This is a genomic window from Methylomonas paludis (assembly GCF_018734325.1).
Taxonomy (GTDB): Bacteria; Pseudomonadota; Gammaproteobacteria; order Methylococcales; family Methylomonadaceae; genus Methylomonas; species Methylomonas paludis.
This window is the reverse complement of the sequence record NZ_CP073754.1, coordinates 3,575,625-3,596,730: the sequence shown is the minus strand read 5'-3', so window position 1 is coordinate 3,596,730 and position 21,106 is coordinate 3,575,625. Positions and strand designations below refer to the sequence as shown.

Annotated in this window: 18 protein-coding genes and 1 pseudogene; 10 read left to right on the top strand and 9 right to left on the bottom strand. The window is 44.2% G+C overall.

The window, feature by feature from the left end:
- Positions 1-32: 32 nt before the first annotated feature.
- The 9 genes from KEF85_RS16405 to KEF85_RS16365 all read left to right on the top strand — a co-directional run bounded on the left by KEF85_RS16405 (position 33) and on the right by KEF85_RS16365 (position 11,008).
- Complete coding sequence (locus KEF85_RS16405; protein ID WP_215582348.1) at positions 33-779, top strand: ABC transporter permease; 747 nt, start codon at positions 33-35, stop codon at positions 777-779.
- Complete coding sequence (locus KEF85_RS16400; RefSeq protein ID WP_281413661.1) at positions 780-1,511, top strand: ABC transporter ATP-binding protein; 732 nt, start codon at positions 780-782, stop codon at positions 1,509-1,511. It abuts the gene before it with no gap.
- Between the two features lie 60 nt (positions 1,512-1,571).
- Positions 1,572-3,443: a DUF4422 domain-containing protein gene (locus KEF85_RS16395; RefSeq protein WP_215582347.1), complete on the top strand. Its 1,872-nt coding sequence runs from the start codon at positions 1,572-1,574 to the stop codon at positions 3,441-3,443.
- Between the two features lie 107 nt (positions 3,444-3,550).
- Positions 3,551-4,705: a UDP-galactopyranose mutase gene (glf, locus tag KEF85_RS16390; protein WP_215582345.1), complete on the top strand. Its 1,155-nt coding sequence runs from the start codon at positions 3,551-3,553 to the stop codon at positions 4,703-4,705.
- Positions 4,702-5,607: a glycosyltransferase gene (locus KEF85_RS16385; protein WP_215582343.1), complete on the top strand. Its 906-nt coding sequence runs from the start codon at positions 4,702-4,704 to the stop codon at positions 5,605-5,607. The genes glf and KEF85_RS16385 overlap by 4 nt, the downstream gene beginning before the upstream one ends.
- 121 nt (positions 5,608-5,728) lie before the next feature.
- Positions 5,729-6,709 carry a glycosyltransferase family 2 protein gene (locus KEF85_RS16380; RefSeq protein ID WP_215582341.1) on the top strand — a complete coding sequence of 327 codons (981 nt, stop codon included), beginning with the start codon at positions 5,729-5,731 and terminating at the stop codon, positions 6,707-6,709.
- A gap of 2 nt (positions 6,710-6,711) precedes the next feature.
- Entirely contained in the window at positions 6,712-7,461 is a 750-nt protein-coding gene (locus KEF85_RS16375) for a glycosyltransferase family 2 protein (RefSeq protein WP_215582339.1), read from the top strand.
- Complete coding sequence (locus KEF85_RS16370) at positions 7,437-8,606, top strand: glycosyltransferase family 4 protein (RefSeq protein ID WP_281413659.1); 1,170 nt, start codon at positions 7,437-7,439, stop codon at positions 8,604-8,606. Before KEF85_RS16375 ends, KEF85_RS16370 begins: the two co-directional genes overlap by 25 nt.
- A gap of 1,403 nt (positions 8,607-10,009) precedes the next feature.
- Positions 10,010-11,008 (top strand): DUF4124 domain-containing protein, encoded by a 999-nt coding sequence (locus tag KEF85_RS16365; RefSeq protein WP_215582338.1) that lies wholly within the window; start codon positions 10,010-10,012, stop codon positions 11,006-11,008.
- A 351-nt stretch (positions 11,009-11,359) separates the two neighbouring features.
- Here the strand turns inward: KEF85_RS16365 and KEF85_RS16360 are convergent.
- From KEF85_RS16360 to KEF85_RS16320, 9 genes and pseudogenes are all read right to left on the bottom strand, one after another.
- A pseudogene (locus KEF85_RS16360) lies at positions 11,360-11,599 on the bottom strand (hypothetical protein); the annotation flags it as partial.
- Positions 11,600-11,741: 142 nt separating this feature from the next.
- Positions 11,742-12,155, bottom strand: a complete 414-nt coding sequence (locus KEF85_RS16355; RefSeq protein WP_215582337.1) for a helix-turn-helix domain-containing protein — start codon at positions 12,153-12,155, stop codon at positions 11,742-11,744.
- A 2-nt stretch (positions 12,156-12,157) separates the two neighbouring features.
- Positions 12,158-12,247 carry a type II toxin-antitoxin system HigB family toxin gene (locus tag KEF85_RS17145; RefSeq protein WP_425515604.1) on the bottom strand — a complete coding sequence of 30 codons (90 nt, stop codon included), beginning with the start codon at positions 12,245-12,247 and terminating at the stop codon, positions 12,158-12,160.
- Between the two features lie 476 nt (positions 12,248-12,723).
- Positions 12,724-15,129 carry a DNA topoisomerase (ATP-hydrolyzing) subunit B gene (gene gyrB, locus KEF85_RS16345; protein ID WP_215582336.1) on the bottom strand — a complete coding sequence of 802 codons (2,406 nt, stop codon included), beginning with the start codon at positions 15,127-15,129 and terminating at the stop codon, positions 12,724-12,726.
- A 563-nt stretch (positions 15,130-15,692) separates the two neighbouring features.
- A complete protein-coding gene (gene recF / locus KEF85_RS16340) occupies positions 15,693-16,766 on the bottom strand; it encodes a DNA replication/repair protein RecF (protein ID WP_215582335.1) in 1,074 nt (357 codons plus the stop codon).
- Between the two features lie 9 nt (positions 16,767-16,775).
- On the bottom strand, positions 16,776-17,879 hold the full coding sequence (gene dnaN, locus KEF85_RS16335) for a DNA polymerase III subunit beta (protein WP_215582333.1): 1,104 nt from the start codon (positions 17,877-17,879) through the stop codon (positions 16,776-16,778).
- A 664-nt stretch (positions 17,880-18,543) separates the two neighbouring features.
- Complete coding sequence (locus KEF85_RS16330) at positions 18,544-18,891, bottom strand: phenylpyruvate tautomerase MIF-related protein (RefSeq protein WP_215582331.1); 348 nt, start codon at positions 18,889-18,891, stop codon at positions 18,544-18,546.
- Positions 18,892-18,937: 46 nt separating this feature from the next.
- Complete coding sequence (thpR, locus tag KEF85_RS16325) at positions 18,938-19,462, bottom strand: RNA 2',3'-cyclic phosphodiesterase (protein ID WP_215582329.1); 525 nt, start codon at positions 19,460-19,462, stop codon at positions 18,938-18,940.
- Positions 19,463-19,518: 56 nt separating this feature from the next.
- Entirely contained in the window at positions 19,519-20,001 is a 483-nt protein-coding gene (locus KEF85_RS16320) for a YajQ family cyclic di-GMP-binding protein (RefSeq protein ID WP_215582328.1), read from the bottom strand.
- A gap of 189 nt (positions 20,002-20,190) precedes the next feature.
- Between KEF85_RS16320 and glyQ the strand changes: the two genes are divergently transcribed.
- Positions 20,191-21,105, top strand: a complete 915-nt coding sequence (glyQ, locus tag KEF85_RS16315) for a glycine--tRNA ligase subunit alpha (protein ID WP_215582327.1) — start codon at positions 20,191-20,193, stop codon at positions 21,103-21,105.
- Position 21,106: the final 1 nt, after the last annotated feature.

Genomic DNA, 21,106 nt, shown 5'->3' with positions numbered 1-21,106 from the left:
CAATAATATAGTCATTCAAAAGGTTAGCAAACTTGATACTCCTAAAAAATGCTTTTTATCTGGCCTGGACAGACACCCGCGCAAGATATAAAAAGAGCATCCTTGGCCCTTTATGGCTAACTCTTGGCAATCTGGTAGGGGTGCTCGGCCTAAGTATCGTCTGGGCTACTTTACTTAAAGAAGAAATGCGCAGCTTCGTGCCTTCGTTGACCATAGGCATGATCATCTGGCAATTGGTGGCCGGCGCCATAGGCGATGGGCCGACGATCTTCATCCGTCAGGCCGGCATGATACGCAATGTTGCCATACCCGCCTGGTTTTTTGTGATACGAGCATTAGCCAGACAAATTATCAATCTGCTGCACAATCTGGTGATTGTGCTGGGTGTGGTCTGGTATTTCGATTTTCCCGTGCAATCCATTACCTGGTTGGCATTGCCTGGTCTGCTGCTGGTTATCTTTAACCTGTTTTGGATAATGTATTTCCTGGGTATGCTGGGCGCTCGTTTTCGTGATGTGGAATACCTGATCAACGCCCTGCTACCACTACTTTTTTTTATCAGCCCGGTTATTTTCAGACCCGATCGTTTACCGGTTAATATGGAAATTATCTGGCTCAATCCCTTCAGCTATTTTATTGAAGTGGTGCGTTCGCCATTTCTTGGCCATATTCCCGATACCAAAAACTATGTGGTTATGCTCGGCATCTTGCTTGCAGGTACGATTATGACTTTAATCTTCCAGCGTTTGTGCGGCAAGCGCATTGCTTTCTGGGTGTGAATGATGGCAGAAATAAATTTTCAGAATGTAACGCTGCGCTATCCCGTCTACAACAGCCACGGCATGTCCTTGCGCAGACAATTGGTGCGGATTGCCACAGGCGGCACCATTGAAAGTGACGCCGGAAAAACTACGGTCGTCACTGCCTTGAAAAACGTCAGTTTCAACTTAAAAAATGGTGATGCCGTGGGTTTGATCGGTCATAACGGGGCAGGAAAAAGCACCTTGCTGCGCACCATGGCCAATATTTATCAACCGGAAACCGGAAAAGTTACTCGCAACGGCAGTATTGCGACTGTCTTTGAAATTGGTGCCGGTCTGGAACCGGAGCTTTCCGGCTATGACAACATCATCAATTTGGGCATGATGATGGGACTGGACTATGCGCAAGCCAAAGCGCTGACTCCCGATATTGAGGAATTCACTGAATTGGGCGATTTTCTGCAACTTCCGGTACGGACTTACTCATCTGGCATGACCATGCGGCTGATGTTTGCCGTAGCAACATCCATTACGCCCGATATTCTGCTGATTGATGAAATGTTCTCAACCGGTGATGCCGGCTTTCAGGAAAAAAGCCTGGTCAGAATCAAAAAACTGATTTCATCCGCACAAATTTTTGTTTTTGCTTCACATAATCCGCAATTAATAAAAACCTATTGCAATCGTATATTTCGCTTAGCCCACGGTGAACTGGAAGAAATCCCTTATGAAACATTTGCCGAAACTTAGCTAACAGGCAGGCACTCATGTTGAACTCACATTACCAGAAGACTTGATTGGAACCGAAAAATGGTAACCCCCACATCGCATATTTACGTCTGCCATCACCAGCCAGCAGAATCATTTTCCGACACAGTGTTTCGTCCTATTCATGTTGGCAAACAAATATCATCCCACGCTCTTAATTTGCCAGGCGATGATAGCGGGGATAATATTTCCAATCGCAATAAACAGTATTGTGAATTAACCGCACTGTATTGGATATGGAAAAACGACCAGCAGGCTGATTGGCTGGGTTTGATGCACTATCGGCGGTTTCTAAATTTTGGCAAACACCACTACCCTATTGATGCTACCGGCTGTATAAACTTTGATTTGCTGAATAATAGCGCATTGCAGAAACTTGGTCTTAATGCAGAGACAATAAATGATCTATTAAATAAAAACCCCAATTTACAAGCCATTCTACCTAAAAAATGGTCTGTCAAAAATGCCGGATTTCGCTCAATTAAAGACCATTATCTGCGTGCTGATCATCATTACGCTAAAGATCTTGATCTTACCATTCAGGTCGTTAGCGAGTTATATCCCGACGATGTTGATTATTTAAATGATGTTTTGAATGATCATGAAGGATACTTCACCAATATATTTATCCTGAAAAGAGACTTATTCTCAGAGTACTGCGAATGGCTCTTTAATATTCTGTTTGAAGTTGAACGCCGACTGGATATGACCAATTACTCCATACCGGCAAAACGAGTATTGGGTTATTTGTCTGAGCGATTATTCAATGTATTTATTAAAAAAGTTTCGTTACGACCTGAATTCAATTTTCTGGAATTAGACCGTATTTTTATTAAAAATACCGTTACTGAAGAAAACTATATTACTTCCCCAAGCGCTCCACCTGAAAACTCTATTTCCGTCGTTATTGCCAGTGATAATAATTTTGTCCCTCATCTTGCCGCCTTAATAGAATCAATTAAATCATCAATTGACAACACACGTTTTTTAGACTTGAATGTGCTCGATGGCGGTATTACCCCGCTTAATAAATCCTTATTAACACACCAATTTGAGTTAAACCGGCAAACGCCGGGCAAGTTGAATTTTATAGACTGCCGTAACTTGCATAAAGATATAGCCGTCCATATGCATTTTTCAAATGCCACCTTTTACCGCTTAAGTCTAGGCCGGTTATTAAATAACCATAAAAAAGTTATCTATATAGACTGCGATACTATTGTACTTGGCAAACTTGACGAATTATGGGATTATTCCTTGGATGGAAAAATAATTGCCGCCGCTCCCGATTTAATAATGAAGAGTTTTGTTTCATACGGCACCGTAGCCTTAAAAGAAGCTGGCGGACAACCGGCAGGTCTCTATCTTAAACACTATCTAGATCTAGACACTGAGTTTGATAATTATTTCCAGGCAGGTGTTATCGTGTTTGATCTTGATAAGTTAAGATCTTTGGATATTGAAGAAATAGCCTGTCGCAACTTAAGTGAACGCACCTACTGGTTTCTTGATCAGGATATTTTGAATATCCATTTGCAGGGTCAAGTCAAATTTATTGATACAGCCTGGAATTGCGTCAATGTTTCGGCGAGCATCATAGGTGGACTTAATAAGGAATGGGCCTGTAAAGTAAAAGAGGATTTGGCCGAACCTAAAATTATTCATTTTGCCGGCTTTGAAGCCAAGCCCTGGAACAACAGCAATGCCCCATTAGGATTTGCCTACTGGTATTTTTTAAGAAAAACGTTCTGGTATGAAGAAGTTACTAAAAAATTCCAGATCACCAATTCGGTTGATCACGGCTTAAAACGTTCTAGGTTCTACCGGTTATTACGCCATTTATGGCGAAAATGCCCTACGTTTATTCGCCAATTTCTCAATGGCTTAGCTCACAAATATGTTGCGCTATCCTGATAGCATCCCATTTTAAGCATGATATTGACAACTAAACCTATCCGCCGGCAACAATTGGCCATCAAGCAGAATAGCCGCCCCCTGGCAACCGTTTTAATGGCCGATTTATGTTAAAAAATATAGGGGTAGTCGGGGCTGGTTTTTCCGGTGCCGTCATTGCCCACGAATTGGCTAAGGCCGGTTATAAAGTGACCGTGTTAGACAGCCGTAGCCACTTGGCCGGCAATTGCCATTCCCAACGTGATTCGGCATCAAATATCATGACTCATGTTTATGGGCCACACATCTTTCATACCAGTAATGAACGAGTCTGGAATTATATCCAGCAATTCGATGAATTCATGCCGTTTATCAATCGGGTAAAGGCTATTTACAACGGACGGATATACTCCCTGCCGATAAATTTAATGACCATCAACTCGTTCTTCGGTAAAACATTTTCGCCAAAACAGGCTGTTGACTTTATGGAAATGCTGGGCGATAAAAGTATTGATGAACCACAAAGCTTTGAACAACAGGCCTTGCGTTTTATCGGCAAAGATTTGTATGAAGCTTTTTTCAAAGGGTATACCCTGAAGCAATGGGGAATTCACCCAGCCGAATTGCCGGCCAGTATTCTCAAACGTTTACCAGTGCGCTTCAACTACGATGATAACTATTACACCAGCACTTACCAGGGTATACCCAAACATGGTTATACTCATATAGTGGAGAAAATGCTCGATCATCCCAACATTACTGTACATCTTAATACTAAATTCGAGCGCAATATGGCAAAGGAATATCACCATGTGTTTTATAGCGGCTCAATTGACGCCTGGTTTGGTTTTAGTGAAGGACGATTATGCTACCGAACCCTGGATTTTTTAAAGGAATATCATAGCGGAGATTATCAGGGTAATGCCGTTATCAATTATTGTGATCAGGATGTGCCCTGGACACGCATTTCCGAACACAAACATTTCGCTCCCTGGGAATCCCACCCGGATACTTTGATTTACAAAGAATTCAGTCGCGTTTGTGGTGAAACCGATATTCCTTACTATCCAGTGCGTCTGGTGAACGATAAGGCTAAACTGACACATTATGTTGAATTGGCCAAGGCAGAAAAAAATATCACCTTCGTAGGCCGATTAGGCACCTATCGTTATCTGGACATGCACGTGACTATTGCTGAAGCACTGGATGCAGTAGCTCGTTATTTTGAAGTGGGTGCCAGCGGAGCCATAATGCCCAATTTTGTCGTTGATCCACTATCGTGAAACAATCGCCTGCCAATATTACAGCGGTTGTCGTTACGCATAATCGGCCCGAAGAATTACGGCTGGTGGTGCAGGCTTTGCAAAAACAAACCCACAGTCTTACCAACATTCTAATTTTAGACAACGCCAGCACTATCCCGGCTCAGCAAACTTTAGCTGATTTGCCCTTTGTGGAAGTTATCCGTAGTGCTGTAAACTGCGGTGGTGCCGGCGGTTTTGCACTTGGTATTGAAACCGCCTTAAACCATACCCCGGAGTGGCTGTGGTTAATGGATGACGATGCAGTCCCGGAGCCGGATGCTCTGGAAAAGCTGCTTGAAGAACTGCCGGCGTTAACCGAAAAATCAACTCAACTCGGTTCCTTGTGCTGTGCCGTTTATGAATTTAATACGCTGGCACCTATGCATAGGCGTAAATTCTTCATGAGTTTTGCCTGGGAACGAGTGGTCAGTCTAAACCAGTATTCAGCCGGCCCGGTGCAAATTGACACAGGCTCATTTGTCGGCTGTTTACTCAACGCCCAGGCGGTTAAAAACATAGGCTTACCCAATGCTGATTTTTTCCTGGCTTACGACGATACCGAATATTTTTTACGCTTGGGAAATGCCGGATATTCAAGCTGGTTAATACCTAGCAGCAAGATAGATCATCTACGCTCGGCTACTGCCCGGCTGCGCAGCAATCATTTTGGCTGTAAACATTTTTATAATATCCGCAATCGACTAGTCGTTTGCCGGCAATACGCCCGCTGGAAAACCCCGGCAGCCTGTATCGGCTTGGTATCCGGATTCATGATATGGTTGAGTTGCGGCGGTGCAAAACACCCGAAAACTATCTTTTTATTATTCCGCGCTTTTCACGATGGCTTAACAGGTAAATTGAGTTATGTATGGAAAAACTAACCACCATCAATGGGTACGGATTACAAATATCAATATAATGCGGTACTACCAGCCATGATGATCAAACACCAAAAGAGCTATGCTGCCGCAACCATATAAACGCCATTTACTCAGAATAATCATGCCTATTCTGTACATCAGGCATACCAGACTGGCAATATTTATTCGCCACACCCGGCACAGCCTGCCACATCTGCTGCGCACCGCCATGCCGGTAAAACCCAAACTGGGCCGATTGTTTCACCATCCCCCCCGACCGCTGCAAACCCCACCGACTTATCGTCTAAGTAAAGACTGCACCGCCCCCAAAATATCACTAGTCACCCCATCCTATAATCAGGCACATTTTCTAGCCCACACCCTCAACAGCGTTCTTGATCAGGCCTATCCCAATCTGGAATATTTCGTTCAGGATGGCGCTTCCAGCGATGGCAGCATAGAACTATTAAAACAGTATACCCCACGCCTGAGCGGCTGGACCTCCGTTGCCGACTCCGGCCAGACCCAAGCCATTAACCAGGGATTCAGTCGTACCGACGGCGAAATTATGGCCTGGCTTAATTCTGACGATATACTGATGCCAGGTGCATTGGCCCGGGTAGGTGAATATTTTGCCAACCATCCCGAAGTCGATGTCATCTACGGCCACCGGATTCTGATTGATGAACAAGGCCGGGAACTAGGCCGTTGGATATTGCCGGAACACAACAATAAAGTACTGTCCTGGGCAGACTATGTACCACAGGAAACCCTATTCTGGCGGCGGCGCATCTGGGAACGCTGCGGCGGCCAGCTTGATGAAAGTTTTAGTTTTGCTATGGACTGGGACTTGCTGCTGCGCCTACGTAACGCCGGCGCAAACATTGTCCGCCTGCCGTATTTTTTGGGCGGGTTTCGCATCCACCATCAACAAAAAACCAATCTGGCCATCAACACTTGCGGCCTTGAGGAAATGACCCGGTTGCGACAGCGCGAACTTGGCCGCCCGGTAAGCAGCGAAGAAATCTACCGGGCTTTAATACCCTATCTGCTCCAGCACATAGGTGTTGATTTGCTCTGGCAACTCAGCCAATTCAAGCTCCTCCGCTTGGCAAAATCGTAAACATGTACGGTGCAGCCCCTTTAATCACCATTGCTATCCCTTCGCTGAATCAAGGCTGCTACCTGGAACAGGCACTGAGCTCAGTTTTTGCTCAAAATTTAAACGTCGAAGTTTTTGTTCTGGACGGCGGCTCAACCGACAACTCCCTAGCCGTCATTCAACGCTGGCAACACCGGTTGGCCGGCTGGCGCAGCCATACCGATCAAGGCCAGGCCGCGGCCATCAACGAAGGCATCGCACTGGGCAGCGCCCCGTATGTGTGCTGGCTGAACAGCGATGATTGGTTACTGCCTAATAGTCTAAATAAACTGCTCACAGCACTGCAAAACCATCCGCAAGCACCCGCTGCCTATGGCCGGGCCTGGCATGTAAATCAAAATACCGGCACCCGCAAACCTGTTTGGGTGGAACCGTTTAACAGCCGCCGCCTGGCTTGGCGCTGTATTATCTGCCAACCGGCCAGCTTAATCCGACGTAGCGCGTGGCAAAGTCTGCACGGCCTTGATCCAAGCTTAAATTTGGCAATGGACTATGATTTATGGTGGCGGCTGTATAAACAATTTGGTCAATTGCTATTTATCGATCAGTATATTGCGGTAAATCGGGTACACGACCAAACCAAAACTCATAACCAGCGCTTTCGTCACTATCAGGAGGCTATTGCAGTCGTACGAAAACATTATGGCCGGGTACCCTGGAAATGGTGGTTGGCCCAACCATATGCTGTATGGTGGAAATCTTTAAACAAATAAGTGTCAGCGCCAATATGCGGGTATTACATTTTTATAAAACTTCTTTCCCCGACACCATGGGTGGGGTTGAGCAAGTTATTAATCAAATTGCCATGGGCAGCAGCCGTCAAGGCATCGCCACCGATGTACTGGCTTTAAGCGCTGCTGCAATTGACGGTGTCCTGCCGCTCAACGGCTATCATCTGCACCGTACCCGGCTAAACTTTCAACTGGCTTCCACCGGATTTTCATTTACTGCCTTCAGCCGGTTTGCAGAGCTGGCACAACAGGCGGATATTATCCATTATCACTTTCCCTGGCCATTTATGGATCTGGTACATTTTGCCATGCGTCCCAACAAACCCTGCCTGGTGACCTATCACTCCGATATTATCCGTCAGCAACATCTGCTCAAATTATATCGACCTCTGCAATGGCAATTTTTAAAAAGCATGGATCGCATTGTGGCCACCTCGCCCAATTATTTGGCAACCAGTCCGGTATTAGACAAATTCAAAGATAAAGTCTGTGTGATACCCATCGGTATGGACAAAACCGCATATCCGGCCGTCAACCCGGAACGGCTGAGTTATTGGCAGCAACGCTTGGGTACTAAGTTTTTTTTATTCGTCGGTGCCCTGCGTTATTACAAAGGTCTTAACATACTATTGGAAGCTGCCCAGGGTACAGAATTTCCCATTGTCATCGTCGGTGCCGGGCCGATAGAACAGGAACTCAAACAACAGGCCTCGCGCCTTAACTTAAACAATATCCATTTTCTTGGCTATTTGCCGGATGCCGACAAAGTCGCCTTACTTAGCTTGTGTTATGCCGTGGTATTTCCTTCCCATCTGCGTTCGGAGGCTTTTGGCGTAAGTCTGGTGGAAAGCTCGATGTTCGCCAAACCCATGATTTCCAGCGAAATCGGCACCGGCACCACTTATGTCAATATCGCCAACCAAACCGGTCTGGTTATCCCCCCCAGTGACCCGGTAGCGTTAAACCAGGCCATGCATTATCTATGGGAACATCCGCAACTTGCCGCGCAATTAGGACAACAGGCCGAACAACGTTATTGGCAATACTTTAGTGGGGAGCGCATGATAACCGCCTATTTAGCCTTATATCGTAATTTATTTGCCAATGCCGGAACAGCAGATTTATAACAGCCGCGGCGGAAATCGCACTGCCATGGCCTGAAATTAGGTGGCTATTGTTTGTGCGGCAAGCTCAGGCATAGCTAATTTTTAAAAAAATATCCCTGTAATTACTTTGCATCTGCATAGCCGATTTACAAAAACTAGGCCGCATAAAGTAAAAAAAATCAATCATACCCAACAACTCATGTCGCTAAAACCATACAAAATTTATCTGAATAGTCATATTATTTTGGCTTTATTATGGCATTAAGCCAACCAAAAATTAGTTAACAGATAAGCTATGGTTAAACTTAGTTGATTTGCTAAATATAGTTTTCTTAATTAATATCTATATTTTTGATTTAAATATTAATATTATTAAGTTAGCGAGGTTATTGGCTAGCATTAAAATTATGTTGGCGCCGAATATTCCACAAACCAAACCAAGCTCCTGCCAGCTAAACCAAGCCGACATACCAGCGATTAACTTTCCATCACAAATGCTATGCAATCTCTAACCCATTCAGAAAACTGAACAAATGTTCTTTTTTTACCTAACCACTTTATCCCGAAACTCACTTTAAAAAAACTTGACGATATTTTTAAAACATGCTTCAATTAGCCGAAATGGATTTAGCAAGCTAATCTTGAAAATGAAATCTGAGTCGGTAATGTGCGGGTTGATACTCTAAACTAATCACGATTTCAAAAGCTGAACAAGTTAGCTGCTGGTAATTCCGGCCTGATATCGCCGGTATCAATTAACCTGATTTTAAATTAGGTACCTCGAAAAGTTGTTTCAAAAAACTCAGTAAGCAAAACTAATGACTTAACTCATTTTTCAAGCGGCTGAGGTTAATATCAGACAGCCCACTTAGGCTGCATTAATCGTGGTTTTACCCTGTCTAGTATTTATCCTGGTTTATAAAACTTGACAGTCGCTAACCCCGTTGCTGGTTTTGGTAAAATTTAAGACCAATAATTTGCTATTTTCAAGGCTTATTTGTGCACAATAAACCTTGTTCTGATAATACCTACGGGATAACAACCGCCCGCGCCCCACATGTATTTTTTAATAACTATCTGGGCCGGAGGACATCAGCAGACAGCACAGGCTGTTCTGCAATTAAACAAGTATGGATACTATTGTTATAGGAACTAACACTACCAATCAAAATAAAAACTCAAACAAAGAAATCAAATTTTACGCCTTAGCGTATCAAAGTGTTTATCAAAATAAACACATCAGTTTAATTTAAAAAAGACGAGCTGCGCTTGTCAAACATTCAGACTGCTTACCATTGCAGACTATAGGACAACTGTGCCCAAAAATCAGGGATTAGGCAATTTTCAGCACTGTCAGGTATTAATTCAACACATCGTTTTATAAGCAACAAATTATTTTTTCATTCATTTTAAGGGAAATCAAAATGCGCGCCTCACCTATTAAAAATACTGCTTGTAAACTTTTTTCGCTAATTTTAGGCTTATCCGCCAATACAAGCTATGCTGATATCGCCGATTATCTACCGGCTGTACCTGACAATTTCTGGTCTACCCCCATTCCTGCAAATACTCAGCTAGATCCCAATTCCAGCAATTACGTCAACGAATTTATTCGTCAATTTAATACTTATTACGGTACGGTTGCCATAATGACCGAGGCCTTTAGTGCTCCCGTGTTTATTGCCGACTCCAGTACGCCCGTGGTGCCTGTAACGCAATTGGGCTGTCAAAACACTACACCAAATCCAGGCTTAAAAGCGCAATTAGCCAATGTTCCGGTGCCGGCGGGAACAGTCAGTCCAGCAGATAGTGATGGGGAAGTAGTTATCTACGATCCCACCAGTGACACCCTGTGGGAATTTTGGAAAATGCAGAATGTCAATGGCAATTGGCAAGCCTGTTGGGGCGGGCAAATCCCCAATTTTTCCACCTCTAACAGTATTTTTCCCTGGCCTTACGGCGCGACGGCCACTGGCTTACCATTGGCCAGCGGTCAAATTACTGCAGAAGAAATACAAAGCGGTCAAATCAATCATGTCATTGGTATAGCCCTGGTTGATCTGGCTGATAAAAGCATCTTTTCCTGGCCGGCAAATCGTTCGGACGGTAGTAATCCCAATAATATACCCAACCGTATTCCAGCCGGTACCCACTTTAGATTGGACCCCACCATTAATGTCGATGCCTTGAAACTGACCCCGGCGGGCAAAGTTATTGCCAAAGCGGCGCAAACTTACGGCTTTGTGGTTTGGGATAAAAGTGGAGCGCTGACCTTGCGAGCCCAAAACGTGCTGACTTATACCTCACAAGGCTTGGCAAATCCTTATCCAGCCGTGTTTGGCGGCAAAGCTAACTGGGCAGTTTTGCAAAATTTTCCGTGGAACAGACTTCAGTTCCTGCCACAGAATTACGGCCAACAATAAGATTCAATCCATTGAAGTGATTCCAGGTGGGCACAAAAAGTGCCCATTTTTTATTCGATGGCTAAATCCTGTTTTTGGTAAAAAATTTATTGCCGATATTTGTCTATATGGTGGATGAGTGTTTTTCGAATTTACCCGGAATAGCTAATTCCCCAACAATCTGCGTATCCTGTCTACCGTCCATAATCAGCACGATATACACAGACCGCTGTTTAATCGGATAAATCGGGCGATAAGGTTTGAAAAAAATCTGCCAATATTCATAAATTCCCAAGTCTCAATTCTTTTTGTCCAGTACCTATCTCGCATTGACGACACTATCAAATTCGGCAATATAATCGTAAATAGCCTCTAAACCCTGTTCTGAGCCTTGCGTGAGTAAGATTTCGTAGCTGGTTTCCGATAATTATTTGGCGGTGTGTTTGACCTTAAGCGGGCCACAACTTCGGCAACCGGCTTAACCCTGGACTGTTCGATGTCCTGATTACCCAAAGCCAGAATTTCTAACAGTAGTAAAGTTTCCTGAGTTTCTTCATAAGACACCACATCCTGAATAACCGGCTTGGCTTCACCATTTTGAGTGATAATTAAGGGCTGCCGCTGCTCTGGCCAGTTACAACAATACCGCTTGCGGGCTTCATCAACGGTGTGGCCTTCGGCAAAACTTCTGGAATATCAGGGCAACCAACAAAAAGGCCGGTTAGTGTAGGCTCAAGAACAGCCGGGTAACGCATCATAAAAACACATCTGCCCTAACGTGAAAACGCTGTGCAAAGCGTTTAGCCAAGTCTTTGCTTATCGAGCGTTTACCAGTAAGGATGTCGGAAATGCGGCCCTGGGGTGCGCAATCCTGCAAATCATCCTGCCTTAAATCAAGCTGTTCCATTAGGAACCGCAACACTTCTTGAGGCTCGGCTTCAGGTATAACGACATGTTCCTCTTCATACGCTTTAGCTTGGTCTGACAGAAAATCAAGCACGTCGGCCAAGGGGTGTTCTTCGTCATCCCCGATTTCATCGAGTAACACTTCGATGGTCGCCATTGCTTGCACATAATCGTCTTCGCTATGGACACTGGTCACGCCAACCAACTCTTTGAACGGCATCCACGCCATCAAGATAGCTTTAGGTTCAGGAACAGTTCTCATAATCAATTCTTCCAGTTGTTACGGTCATATTCCGCGTGAGTTAAGATATTGCGGATATAAACTTTGCGGCGGTTATAGTGAATTGAAGCAATCAGCCGTAAAACCGAAAATATGCGACATCCTATAGGTTGTACCGAGCCATGCCAGGCGCAACGATCACGAACGGTGCGCCTTACCGCAGCACCCTATAAGTCTGGCGTACCTTATGGCCTTGAAGATCCTGTCTACCGTCTATAACCAGCATAATATACATAGGGCCGTGGCTGGGTAGAACAACGCGAAACCCAGCTTTCTTTACATTCAAACTGTCCTTCAGAATACAAAACTTATCCGCTTCTAAGCCGGGTTTCGCTATCGCGCTTTAGTAAGTCATTATCATTCAACCCAGCCTACAACTGCAAACCCAACATCAGCTAGTTTATCATTAGCGGACATTTGCAAAACTTGAGTAGCTGCGCTTTTGGCTCATCACCGGTCAATCAGCCATGAGTGGCTCCAATCAACCGGCACACCATTTCATAAATTTTGAGATTTTTTCATGAATTATGAAATCTGATAACAAGCCTAGCTATATATCCAAATTAGCCACATCCAGTGCATTCTTCACAATAAAGTCCCGACGCGGTTCCACCACATCGCCCATCAGGGTGGTGAACACTTCGTCTGCAGAAACGGCATCGTTAATAGTTACCTGTAACAAGCGGCGGCTATTGGCATCCAAAGTGGTTTCCCACAGCTGACTGGGGTTCATTTCGCCCAAGCCTTTGTAGCGCTGGATATGCTGACCTTTTTTAACTTCCTTCATCATCCATTCAAAGGCTTGTTTAAAGCTGCTGACCTGCTGCTCACGCTCGCCCATACGCATCACTGAGGTTGGGCCAAACATGCTTAAGGTTTTTTCCACGTAGCGGGCGATTTTTTGATAATCATTACCGCTGAAGAACGGAGCATGGAATATAAAAGTCTTACTGATACCGTGTAAGCGTTTGCTGACACTGATATCAAAATCATCTGCTGCCCGGTAGTTTAAATCGGTACTGAATACGGCTTTATGGCCGCCTTGATTCAGATTTTCCTGCATGGTTAACAACCAGGCTGATAATTTTTCCTGATCAGCTTTCAGTTCGTCACTGAGCACTGGCATATACGTCATTTGCTCTAGATACAAGTCGTCATAGCGTCTGGCCAGACGCCGAATCACGGCGGTGACATCGGCAAACTCGGTCGCCAGTTTTTCCAGGCCCTGGCCCTGAATCACCGGGGTAAGTTCATCAGTTTGCAGTTGGGCTTTATCTAATGCCAATTGAATCAGGTATTGGTTTAAGGCGTTATCGTCTTTGACGTAATGTTCCTGTTTACCTTTTTTAACTTTGTATAAAGGTGGCTGGGCGATATAGATATAGCCGTGTTCGATCAGTTCCGGCAATTGCCGGTAAAAAAAGGTCAACAGCAGGGTGCGGATATGCGAACCGTCCACGTCCGCGTCAGTCATGATGATGATGCGGTGATAACGCAGTTTTTCAATATTGTATTCGTCTTTGCCGATGCCGCAGCCCAACGCGGTGATCAGGGTACCAACCTCTTCGGAAGATATCATCTTATCGAAGCGGGCTTTTTCCACATTAAGAATTTTACCTTTCAAGGGCAGGATAGCCTGAGTACGGCGATCACGGCCCTGTTTGGCGGAGCCGCCCGCTGAGTCCCCTTCCACTATAAACAGTTCAGACAAAGCCGGGTCTTTTTCCTGACAGTCAGCCAGTTTGCCGGGTAATCCGGCGATATCCAGAGTGGTTTTGCGCCGGGTCATTTCTCTGGCCTTACGGGCGGCTTCGCGGGCTCTGGCGGCATCTATGATTTTGTTGACGATGGCTTTGGCAATTTGCGGGTGTTCCAGCAAATATTCCTGAAGTTTTTCGTTCATGGTGGATTCCACCAATGGTTTCACTTCAGAAGACACCAGTTTATCTTTGGTTTGTGAGGAAAACTTGGGATCGGGTACTTTTACCGATAATACTGCTGTCAAACCTTCGCGGGCATCATCGCCAGTAGTAGACACTTTTTCTTTTTTGGCCAAACCACTACTTTCAATGTATTGATTGATGGTGCGGGTTAATGCGCCTCTAAAACCGGCTAAATGGGTGCCGCCGTCACGCTGGGGAATGTTGTTAGTGTAGCAGAATACGTTTTCCTGATAGGAGTCGTTCCACTGCATAGCCACTTCTACGGTTACGCCTTCTTTTTCGGCAATAAAATGAAATACTTTTTCAAACAGCGGTGTTTTGTTTTTGTTCAGATGCTGCACAAAAGCGCTGATGCCGCCTTCAAATTCAAACACGTCTTCTTTACCGCTGCGTTCGTCTCTTAAAGAGATGCGTACCCCGGAATTAAGAAACGACAGTTCGCGTAAGCGCTTGGCCAGAATTTCGTAATGAAACTCGATATTGGTAAAAATGGTCGGGCTGGGGATAAAGTTGATATAGGTGCCGCTGCCTTGACAGTCGCCAATAACCGCCAGCGGCGCTACCGGTTCACCCAGCTTGTACTTCTGCATATGCAGTTTGCCGTTTTTGCGAATTTTCAGCGTCAGCTCTTCGGACAAAGCATTGACCACTGATACCCCAACCCCATGCAAACCACCGGAAACTTTGTAGGCGTTATCATCAAATTTACCACCGGCATGTAGCACGGTCATAATTACTTCGGCAGCTGAGCGGCCTTCTTCTTTGTGGATATCCACTGGTATACCACGACCATCATCGTATACCGAGATTGAGCCGTTTTCATGGATCACCACATCCACACCCTTACAATAACCGGCCAAGGCTTCATCTATGGAGTTATCCACGACTTCGAAAACCATGTGATGCAGGCCAGAACCATCATCGGTGTCGCCGATATACATGCCGGGACGTTTTCTGACAGCATCCAGGCCTTTCAAGACTGTGATATTCGAACTATCGTATTGGTCACTCATAGTTTTATTATTTATTTTAGTGTTGTACTGCAAACCCGATTTAAGCCTGTTTATTCAGTATCAAAATCGGAGCTAGGATGTTTAAGCTCAGTGCAAGGTTATGCATCCGTAAACCAAGCACCTATCCTGGATAACATGGCTATTATTCACCGTATAAAAAACACCAGCGTAGCTTACTGTCTCGATTCCGTATTATCTGATGAGACTACGGAATAGCTACATAGCATGGTTAAACCTTGATTCGCTCACTTCAAGGTTGCCAACTGGCCGGACTTACTCAGCCCCGGGGCATTATGTTCCACGTGAAACATTGATAATCTAGACCTGATTCTGCATTATAGGCTTAACCAGTCAAGCTTGTAGCTTTGTCACTTTGTTAAAACGATTACTAGTGGTTGACCAATATTACTTTGAGGTAAGCGTAGAGGATGCACCGACTGGAAGCCCATCGTTCGTGATTGATGCGCATCACTGCATTCAGCGCATCCTCCACCCCGTCAAAATAAGATTGGTCGACTACTGCAATCCACAGCTGCAACAATTTCTCATAATATTGCATACACTTATAACTCGCTGACCCGACCATGTTCCACGTGGAACACTTTGTATTGCGGCAAACTGCTTAAATCACCAAAACCGTTTAGCTCAGTTGCTGTCAGTAAAACCTGACAGTCAAGTAAAGATAGGTATTTTAACAATTTTAGCCGGTTTAAAGTATCCAATTCGGCACTTAAATCATCAATTAAGATGCAGCAGGCATTTTGGGTGGTAAGATTCAGTAATTTCACCTGAGCCAACAACAAAGCCAATACCAACAGCTTTTGCTGACCGCGTGACAAGTAATCTTTAGCCGGTTTATTGTTTAACAGCAATTGCAAATCAGCTCGGTGCGGGCCACTGTGGGTAAAACCAAACCTTAGGTCTTTGTCCAGTTCAGTTTGCAGAATTTGGCTGTAATCTTTACTGTCATCCCAACCACTGTTAAACCTCAACTGAATATCTGTTTCATCTAGAAAATATGCAGCTATTTCCACAAACACAGCCTGGAGTAATTCCAGATAACAAATTCTGCTTTGATTCAGCAAAGGCCCGTATTCCAGCAGTTCTTTATCCCAGGCTGGAATCTGGCTGGTTTGCCGGGTTTTTAATAAGGCATTACGCTGTTGCAAGGCTTTATTGAATTTGCGCCAATCTGTTAAAAAACGTGGGGACTGGTTAAAAATCCCCCAATCCAGAAATTCTCGGCGCAATTGTGGTGCGCCATCGATTAAGCGATAACTTTTAGGGTGGATCAATTGAATGGGTAAAGCGTAAGCTAAATCAGCTTTGTGTTTGCTTTCCTGATCGATACGAATTTCACAGTTCTTATTATCTATCTGAATGCCGATATGGCTAATGCTGCCGTTGTTGAAACGGTTTTGGGCGGAGACAATCAACTGCGGCTGATCAAAGGCAATTACCTGTTTGATGTGGGTGGTGCGAAAGGATCGAGCTCTGCCCAGGATAAATATCGCCTCCAGCAAAGAACTTTTGCCGCTGGCATTAGCGCCGGTGATTAAATTGATCTGTGGTGAAAGTGTTATGCTTGCAGATTGGATGTTTCTGACCCCAAAAACATCCAATTTTACCAGGGCCATGAATCTGGATTACATGCGCATAGGCATGACGATAAATTTAAACGGGGATTGCTCCGGTTCTTCAATAAAGGCACTGCTGGCATTGCCGGCTATGCTTAACACCAATAATTCAGAATCCAGATTACTGACAGCTTCCAATAGGTATTGAGAATTAAAGGCAATGCTTAAAGGCTCACCGGCATATTGCATAATTAAGGCCTCTTCGGCTTCGTCATGCTCGGGATTATGGGTACTCAATTTTAAAGAGTCGCCGTTAATATCCAGAGTAATGCCTTTGTATTTTTCATTGGACAAAATGGCCACTCGGGTCAGCGCATCTTTTAGCAGTTGTTTCTGGATTAGTAATGGGCTTAAAAAGCTTTGGTTAAACACTTTACTAAAATCCGGAAATTTGGCATCGATCAGTTTTGAAGAAAACACCACATCTTTGTAATAAATTTTGATGTGATTATTGGAAAACTGCACATTCAATTCCGCATCTTCATCATCCAGCAAACGGCTTAATTCCTGTACAGCCTTTCTGGGCAGTATGATGCGCGATTCATAACCGGTGGCCTGACCCAAATCATCTTCATAAATCGATAAACGATGTCCGTCCGAAGCGACCAATTTAAGTTTGGAATTGCTGATGTGCAGCAACAAACCGTTCAGATAAAACCGAATATCCTGACTAGCCATGCAAAACATGGTCTTATCCAAAGCTTTTTTGAATTTGCCGGCGTTGATCAGAAATTGGTAATCGTATTCTGTTTCATTAAATTCCGGAAAATGTGCCGCAGGCAAGGTGCTTAAGGAAAAACGGCTGTTGCCTGATATCAGTTTGATTTTATCTTCATGCGACTCAAAACGAATATCGGCATGATTGGGTAATAAACGACAGATATCCAGAAATTTTTTGGCCGGTACCGTGACACTGCCCGGTGTATCGACAGATTCCATGGCTAATTTACTGATAATTTGAATTTCGGTGTCCGTACCGGTCATCACTAATTGGTGAGCATCAACCTGTATTAACACATTAGACAGGATAGCGATGGTCTGTTTGCGCTCAATAACGCTCACAATTTGCTGTAAGGGTGCCAGAAGCTGGTCGCGATTAATAATAAATTTCATTAAAAATATCTTTTATTTATTGTTACTACTAAGTAGGCTAATAGCTGTGGAAAAGCTATTTTTTATATTTAAAATCAAATAATTAGCTTTATAAAAAACTTGTATATATCCATCATTTAAGCCTGTTGACAGTCAGTTGATAACTATATAGGGCTAATTTTATTGATAGTTATCCACAGTTTTTACAACAGGATACCGGCAAGTTTTTCAACACATTCTGCCGGCTATTATGGTGCAAATTGCTTCGTAAAGATACTTTGGCTACGAATTAATCCATAGCCAAAATTCTTATCAGCCAAGCAGTGTTGGATTACTTGTAAATCAGCATAGTCAAGCTTGGCATGGGAATAGGCCGGTTCTGGATGTTTGCTGTTTGCAAGTTGATCAGGTACCTAAACTCAAACAGCTAATAATAGTAAGTTGTATTTAAGATCTTTAACCTATTATTACTATTAGCATTGCCTAAGCTTGTGGATAAGCCATAAAAATATTGTTTTAACATTAGCTTAACTTAAAATTAAAACTGTCTGTACCACTAGCCTTATGTTGTTGGCAGTTTGTGGATAACTAAGGGGGCTTAACTTAACCACATTTTACCCACAGTTTTTGCCATAGGCTACCGGCAGGCTTTTCAACAGGGTAAAACCATAGAATTGGGGATTAATCAGCCAAAGGTTGCACCATTCCAGGCCCATAATTCAGCTGGGGCATTGCTGAACTCGATATAAATTCTGGCCGGATTCAGCTTTAAGCTGGTGCTTAGATAATGACTTAAAGTCTTAGTCAAAGCTTGAACCTGATTTTTGCTTAAACCAATACTTTTGCATTCCAGATAGGCTAGTGGGTCCTGACTGCCGGCAAATAGCATGGTCTGCTCATCATGCAAATGCACCATGACATAAGATTCGGGTTTACCGGTGTGTTGGGCTATCAATGTGGATACTTCTTTAAGTAGTTGCGGTTTTTCTGCGGCTGAAATTTTTATATTGGTATTTACGTTTAAAAATGGCATGAGATTGCTCCGAAAGGAATGAGTTTTTTAGTTAGTTAAGAATGTGTTATGAGTTTGGTACGGTGGTCAGCTCCCAGCGTTGAATGACTTTGTAGACCACACCATCATTGCCGGAACAGGATTCCACTAGGCAAAAGCCATGATCTATCCAGCTTATGGGGCTAAATTCAATCGCAAGTGCGGCGTGTGCTTTGCGAGCCAGGGTAATATGTGGTCGAAATGGCTGCTGATCGAGTTGAATGCCGTTATCTTGAGCAATAGCGGCTAATTGAGCTGCCAGTATACTGACCTGATTGTCATAGTTGTGGCTGCTTAAACACAGAATACCGGGTTTACGCCAATAATTGAGCTGATCAAACAGCAAAGACATGGGGCTGATGCAGAGGGTTTCGGCAGCGGCCAGTAAGGCCTGTTCCTGATCAGGATTAACCTGACCTAGAAATTGCAGGGTGACATGCAGATTGGCCGGGGTTACCGGCCGCGCCAAGCTGATGGGAATATTTTGCATAATTTGCAAACATTGCTGACGCAAGTCGGCATCCGGCCATAAGGCAAAAAACTGGCGTTTCATGGTGATGGTCCCCCATAGCCTTAATTAAAAACTGGCCGGATTTACATAGGTAAATCTTAATCGCGAAAATTATTAAATTGCAGTGGTTGTTCCAATTCCTCGGTTCTCAGCATCTGGATCACTTCCTGTAAGTCATCACGTTTTTTACCAGTGACCCTAACTTTATCGCCATTGATAGCCGCCTGCACTTTCATTTTTTTGTCTTTAATTAATTTGACAATTTTTTTCGCCAGTTCGCTGCTTATACCTTGTTTTAAGGTTATCGTCTGTTGTGCGGTTTTACCGGTATCCTGGATTTTACCGCTTTCCAGACTGTTGATGTCGATACCACGCTTGCCCATTTTGGCAAATAAAATCGGCAGCATTTGTTGCAGCTGAAAGGTGGATTCAGCTTTTAAAATGACGCTGTCCTCTTGTTGTTCAAACTGGGCATTGGAGCCTTTAAAATCAAAACGGGTGGAAACTTCCTTATTTGCCTGGTCAATGGCGTTGGTAATTTCGTGACCATCAATTTCGGAAACAATATCAAAAGAAGGCATAGCTAAACTCATTGGTGGAAAACAGACTACTCACTATAAAAGTGTTACCGATAATATTCAACTATCCAAGCAGTTGATACTGGGTGGATATAAGCTTTATATAGGACGCTGTGTGATCTAGTCGGTCTGATTCCAGAGCATAATTCAGTTATAATCCAGAGGTTTTTATTAATCGAAGTGGCTCCCAACGTGTCAACTAGCAAAAATGATGTCTCTACTTTTCAGGGCCTGATTTTGGCCCTACAGGAATACTGGTCAAATCAGGGTTGTGTGTTGTTGCAACCACTGGATCAGGAAGTCGGTGCCGGCACTTTTCATCCGGCCACTTTCTTGCGTTCCATAGGCCCGGAACCCTGGAATTCAGCTTATGTACAGCCTTCGCGGCGGCCTACTGATGGCCGGTTTGGCGAAAACCCGATGCGCTTGCAACATTATTATCAGTTTCAGGTAGTGATGAAACCTTCGCCGGAAAACCTGCAGGAACTGTATCTGGGTTCTTTGCAATATCTGGGACTGGATTTGCTGGAACACGATGTACGCTTTGTAGAAGATAACTGGGAGTCACCCACCCTGGGTGCTTGGGGTTTGGGTTGGGAAATCTGGCTGAATGGCATGGAAGTCACCCAGTTTACTTATTTCCAGCAGGTTGGTGGTCTGGAATGTAAACCGGTCACCGGGGAAATTACCTATGGTCTGGAACGGATCGCCATGTATCTGCAAGGTGTGGAAAGTGTGTTCGATCTGGTCTGGACCAGAGGTCCGCAAGGCATCGTCACCTATGGTGATGTATTCCATCAGAATGAAGTGGAAATGTCGGAATTCAATTTTGATCTGGCCAATGTCGACTTTTTGTTTCAATGCTTTGATACTTACGAAGGTGAATGCCTTAGTCTGTTAGAAAAAAACCTGCCTTTGCCGGCTTATGAAATGGTTTTGAAAGCTTCGCATTCTTTTAATCTATTGGATGCCAGAAATGCCATTTCGGTAACCGAACGCCAACGTTATATTCTCAGAGTCAGAAATATGGCCAAGTCCGTTGCCGAAGCCTATTATCAACGCCGGGAAGCTTTGGGGTTCCCGATTCTGAGCAGACAGGGAGTTTAAC

Bases quoted from the DNA above. Each gene is read 5' to 3' on its own strand.
- gyrB (WP_215582336.1), bottom strand. From the start codon at position 15,129: ATGAGTGACCAATACGATAGTTCGAATATCACAGTCTTGAAAGGCCTG.
- KEF85_RS16330 (WP_215582331.1), bottom strand. From the start codon at position 18,891: ATGCCATTTTTAAACGTAAATACCAATATAAAAATTTCAGCCGCAGAA.
- dnaN (WP_215582333.1), bottom strand. From the start codon at position 17,879: ATGAAATTTATTATTAATCGCGACCAGCTTCTGGCACCCTTACAGCAA.
- KEF85_RS16370 (WP_281413659.1), top strand. From the start codon at position 7,437: ATGGTGGAAATCTTTAAACAAATAAGTGTCAGCGCCAATATGCGGGTA.
- KEF85_RS16400 (WP_281413661.1), top strand. From the start codon at position 780: ATGATGGCAGAAATAAATTTTCAGAATGTAACGCTGCGCTATCCCGTC.
- KEF85_RS16395 (WP_215582347.1), top strand. From the start codon at position 1,572: ATGGTAACCCCCACATCGCATATTTACGTCTGCCATCACCAGCCAGCA.
- KEF85_RS16380 (WP_215582341.1), top strand. From the start codon at position 5,729: ATGCCTATTCTGTACATCAGGCATACCAGACTGGCAATATTTATTCGC.
- thpR (WP_215582329.1), bottom strand. From the start codon at position 19,462: ATGAAACGCCAGTTTTTTGCCTTATGGCCGGATGCCGACTTGCGTCAG.
- recF (WP_215582335.1), bottom strand. From the start codon at position 16,766: ATGGCCCTGGTAAAATTGGATGTTTTTGGGGTCAGAAACATCCAATCT.
- KEF85_RS16365 (WP_215582338.1), top strand. From the start codon at position 10,010: ATGCGCGCCTCACCTATTAAAAATACTGCTTGTAAACTTTTTTCGCTA.
- KEF85_RS16320 (WP_215582328.1), bottom strand. From the start codon at position 20,001: ATGCCTTCTTTTGATATTGTTTCCGAAATTGATGGTCACGAAATTACC.
- KEF85_RS16355 (WP_215582337.1), bottom strand. From the start codon at position 12,155: ATGAGAACTGTTCCTGAACCTAAAGCTATCTTGATGGCGTGGATGCCG.
- glf (WP_215582345.1), top strand. From the start codon at position 3,551: ATGTTAAAAAATATAGGGGTAGTCGGGGCTGGTTTTTCCGGTGCCGTC.
- KEF85_RS16375 (WP_215582339.1), top strand. From the start codon at position 6,712: ATGTACGGTGCAGCCCCTTTAATCACCATTGCTATCCCTTCGCTGAAT.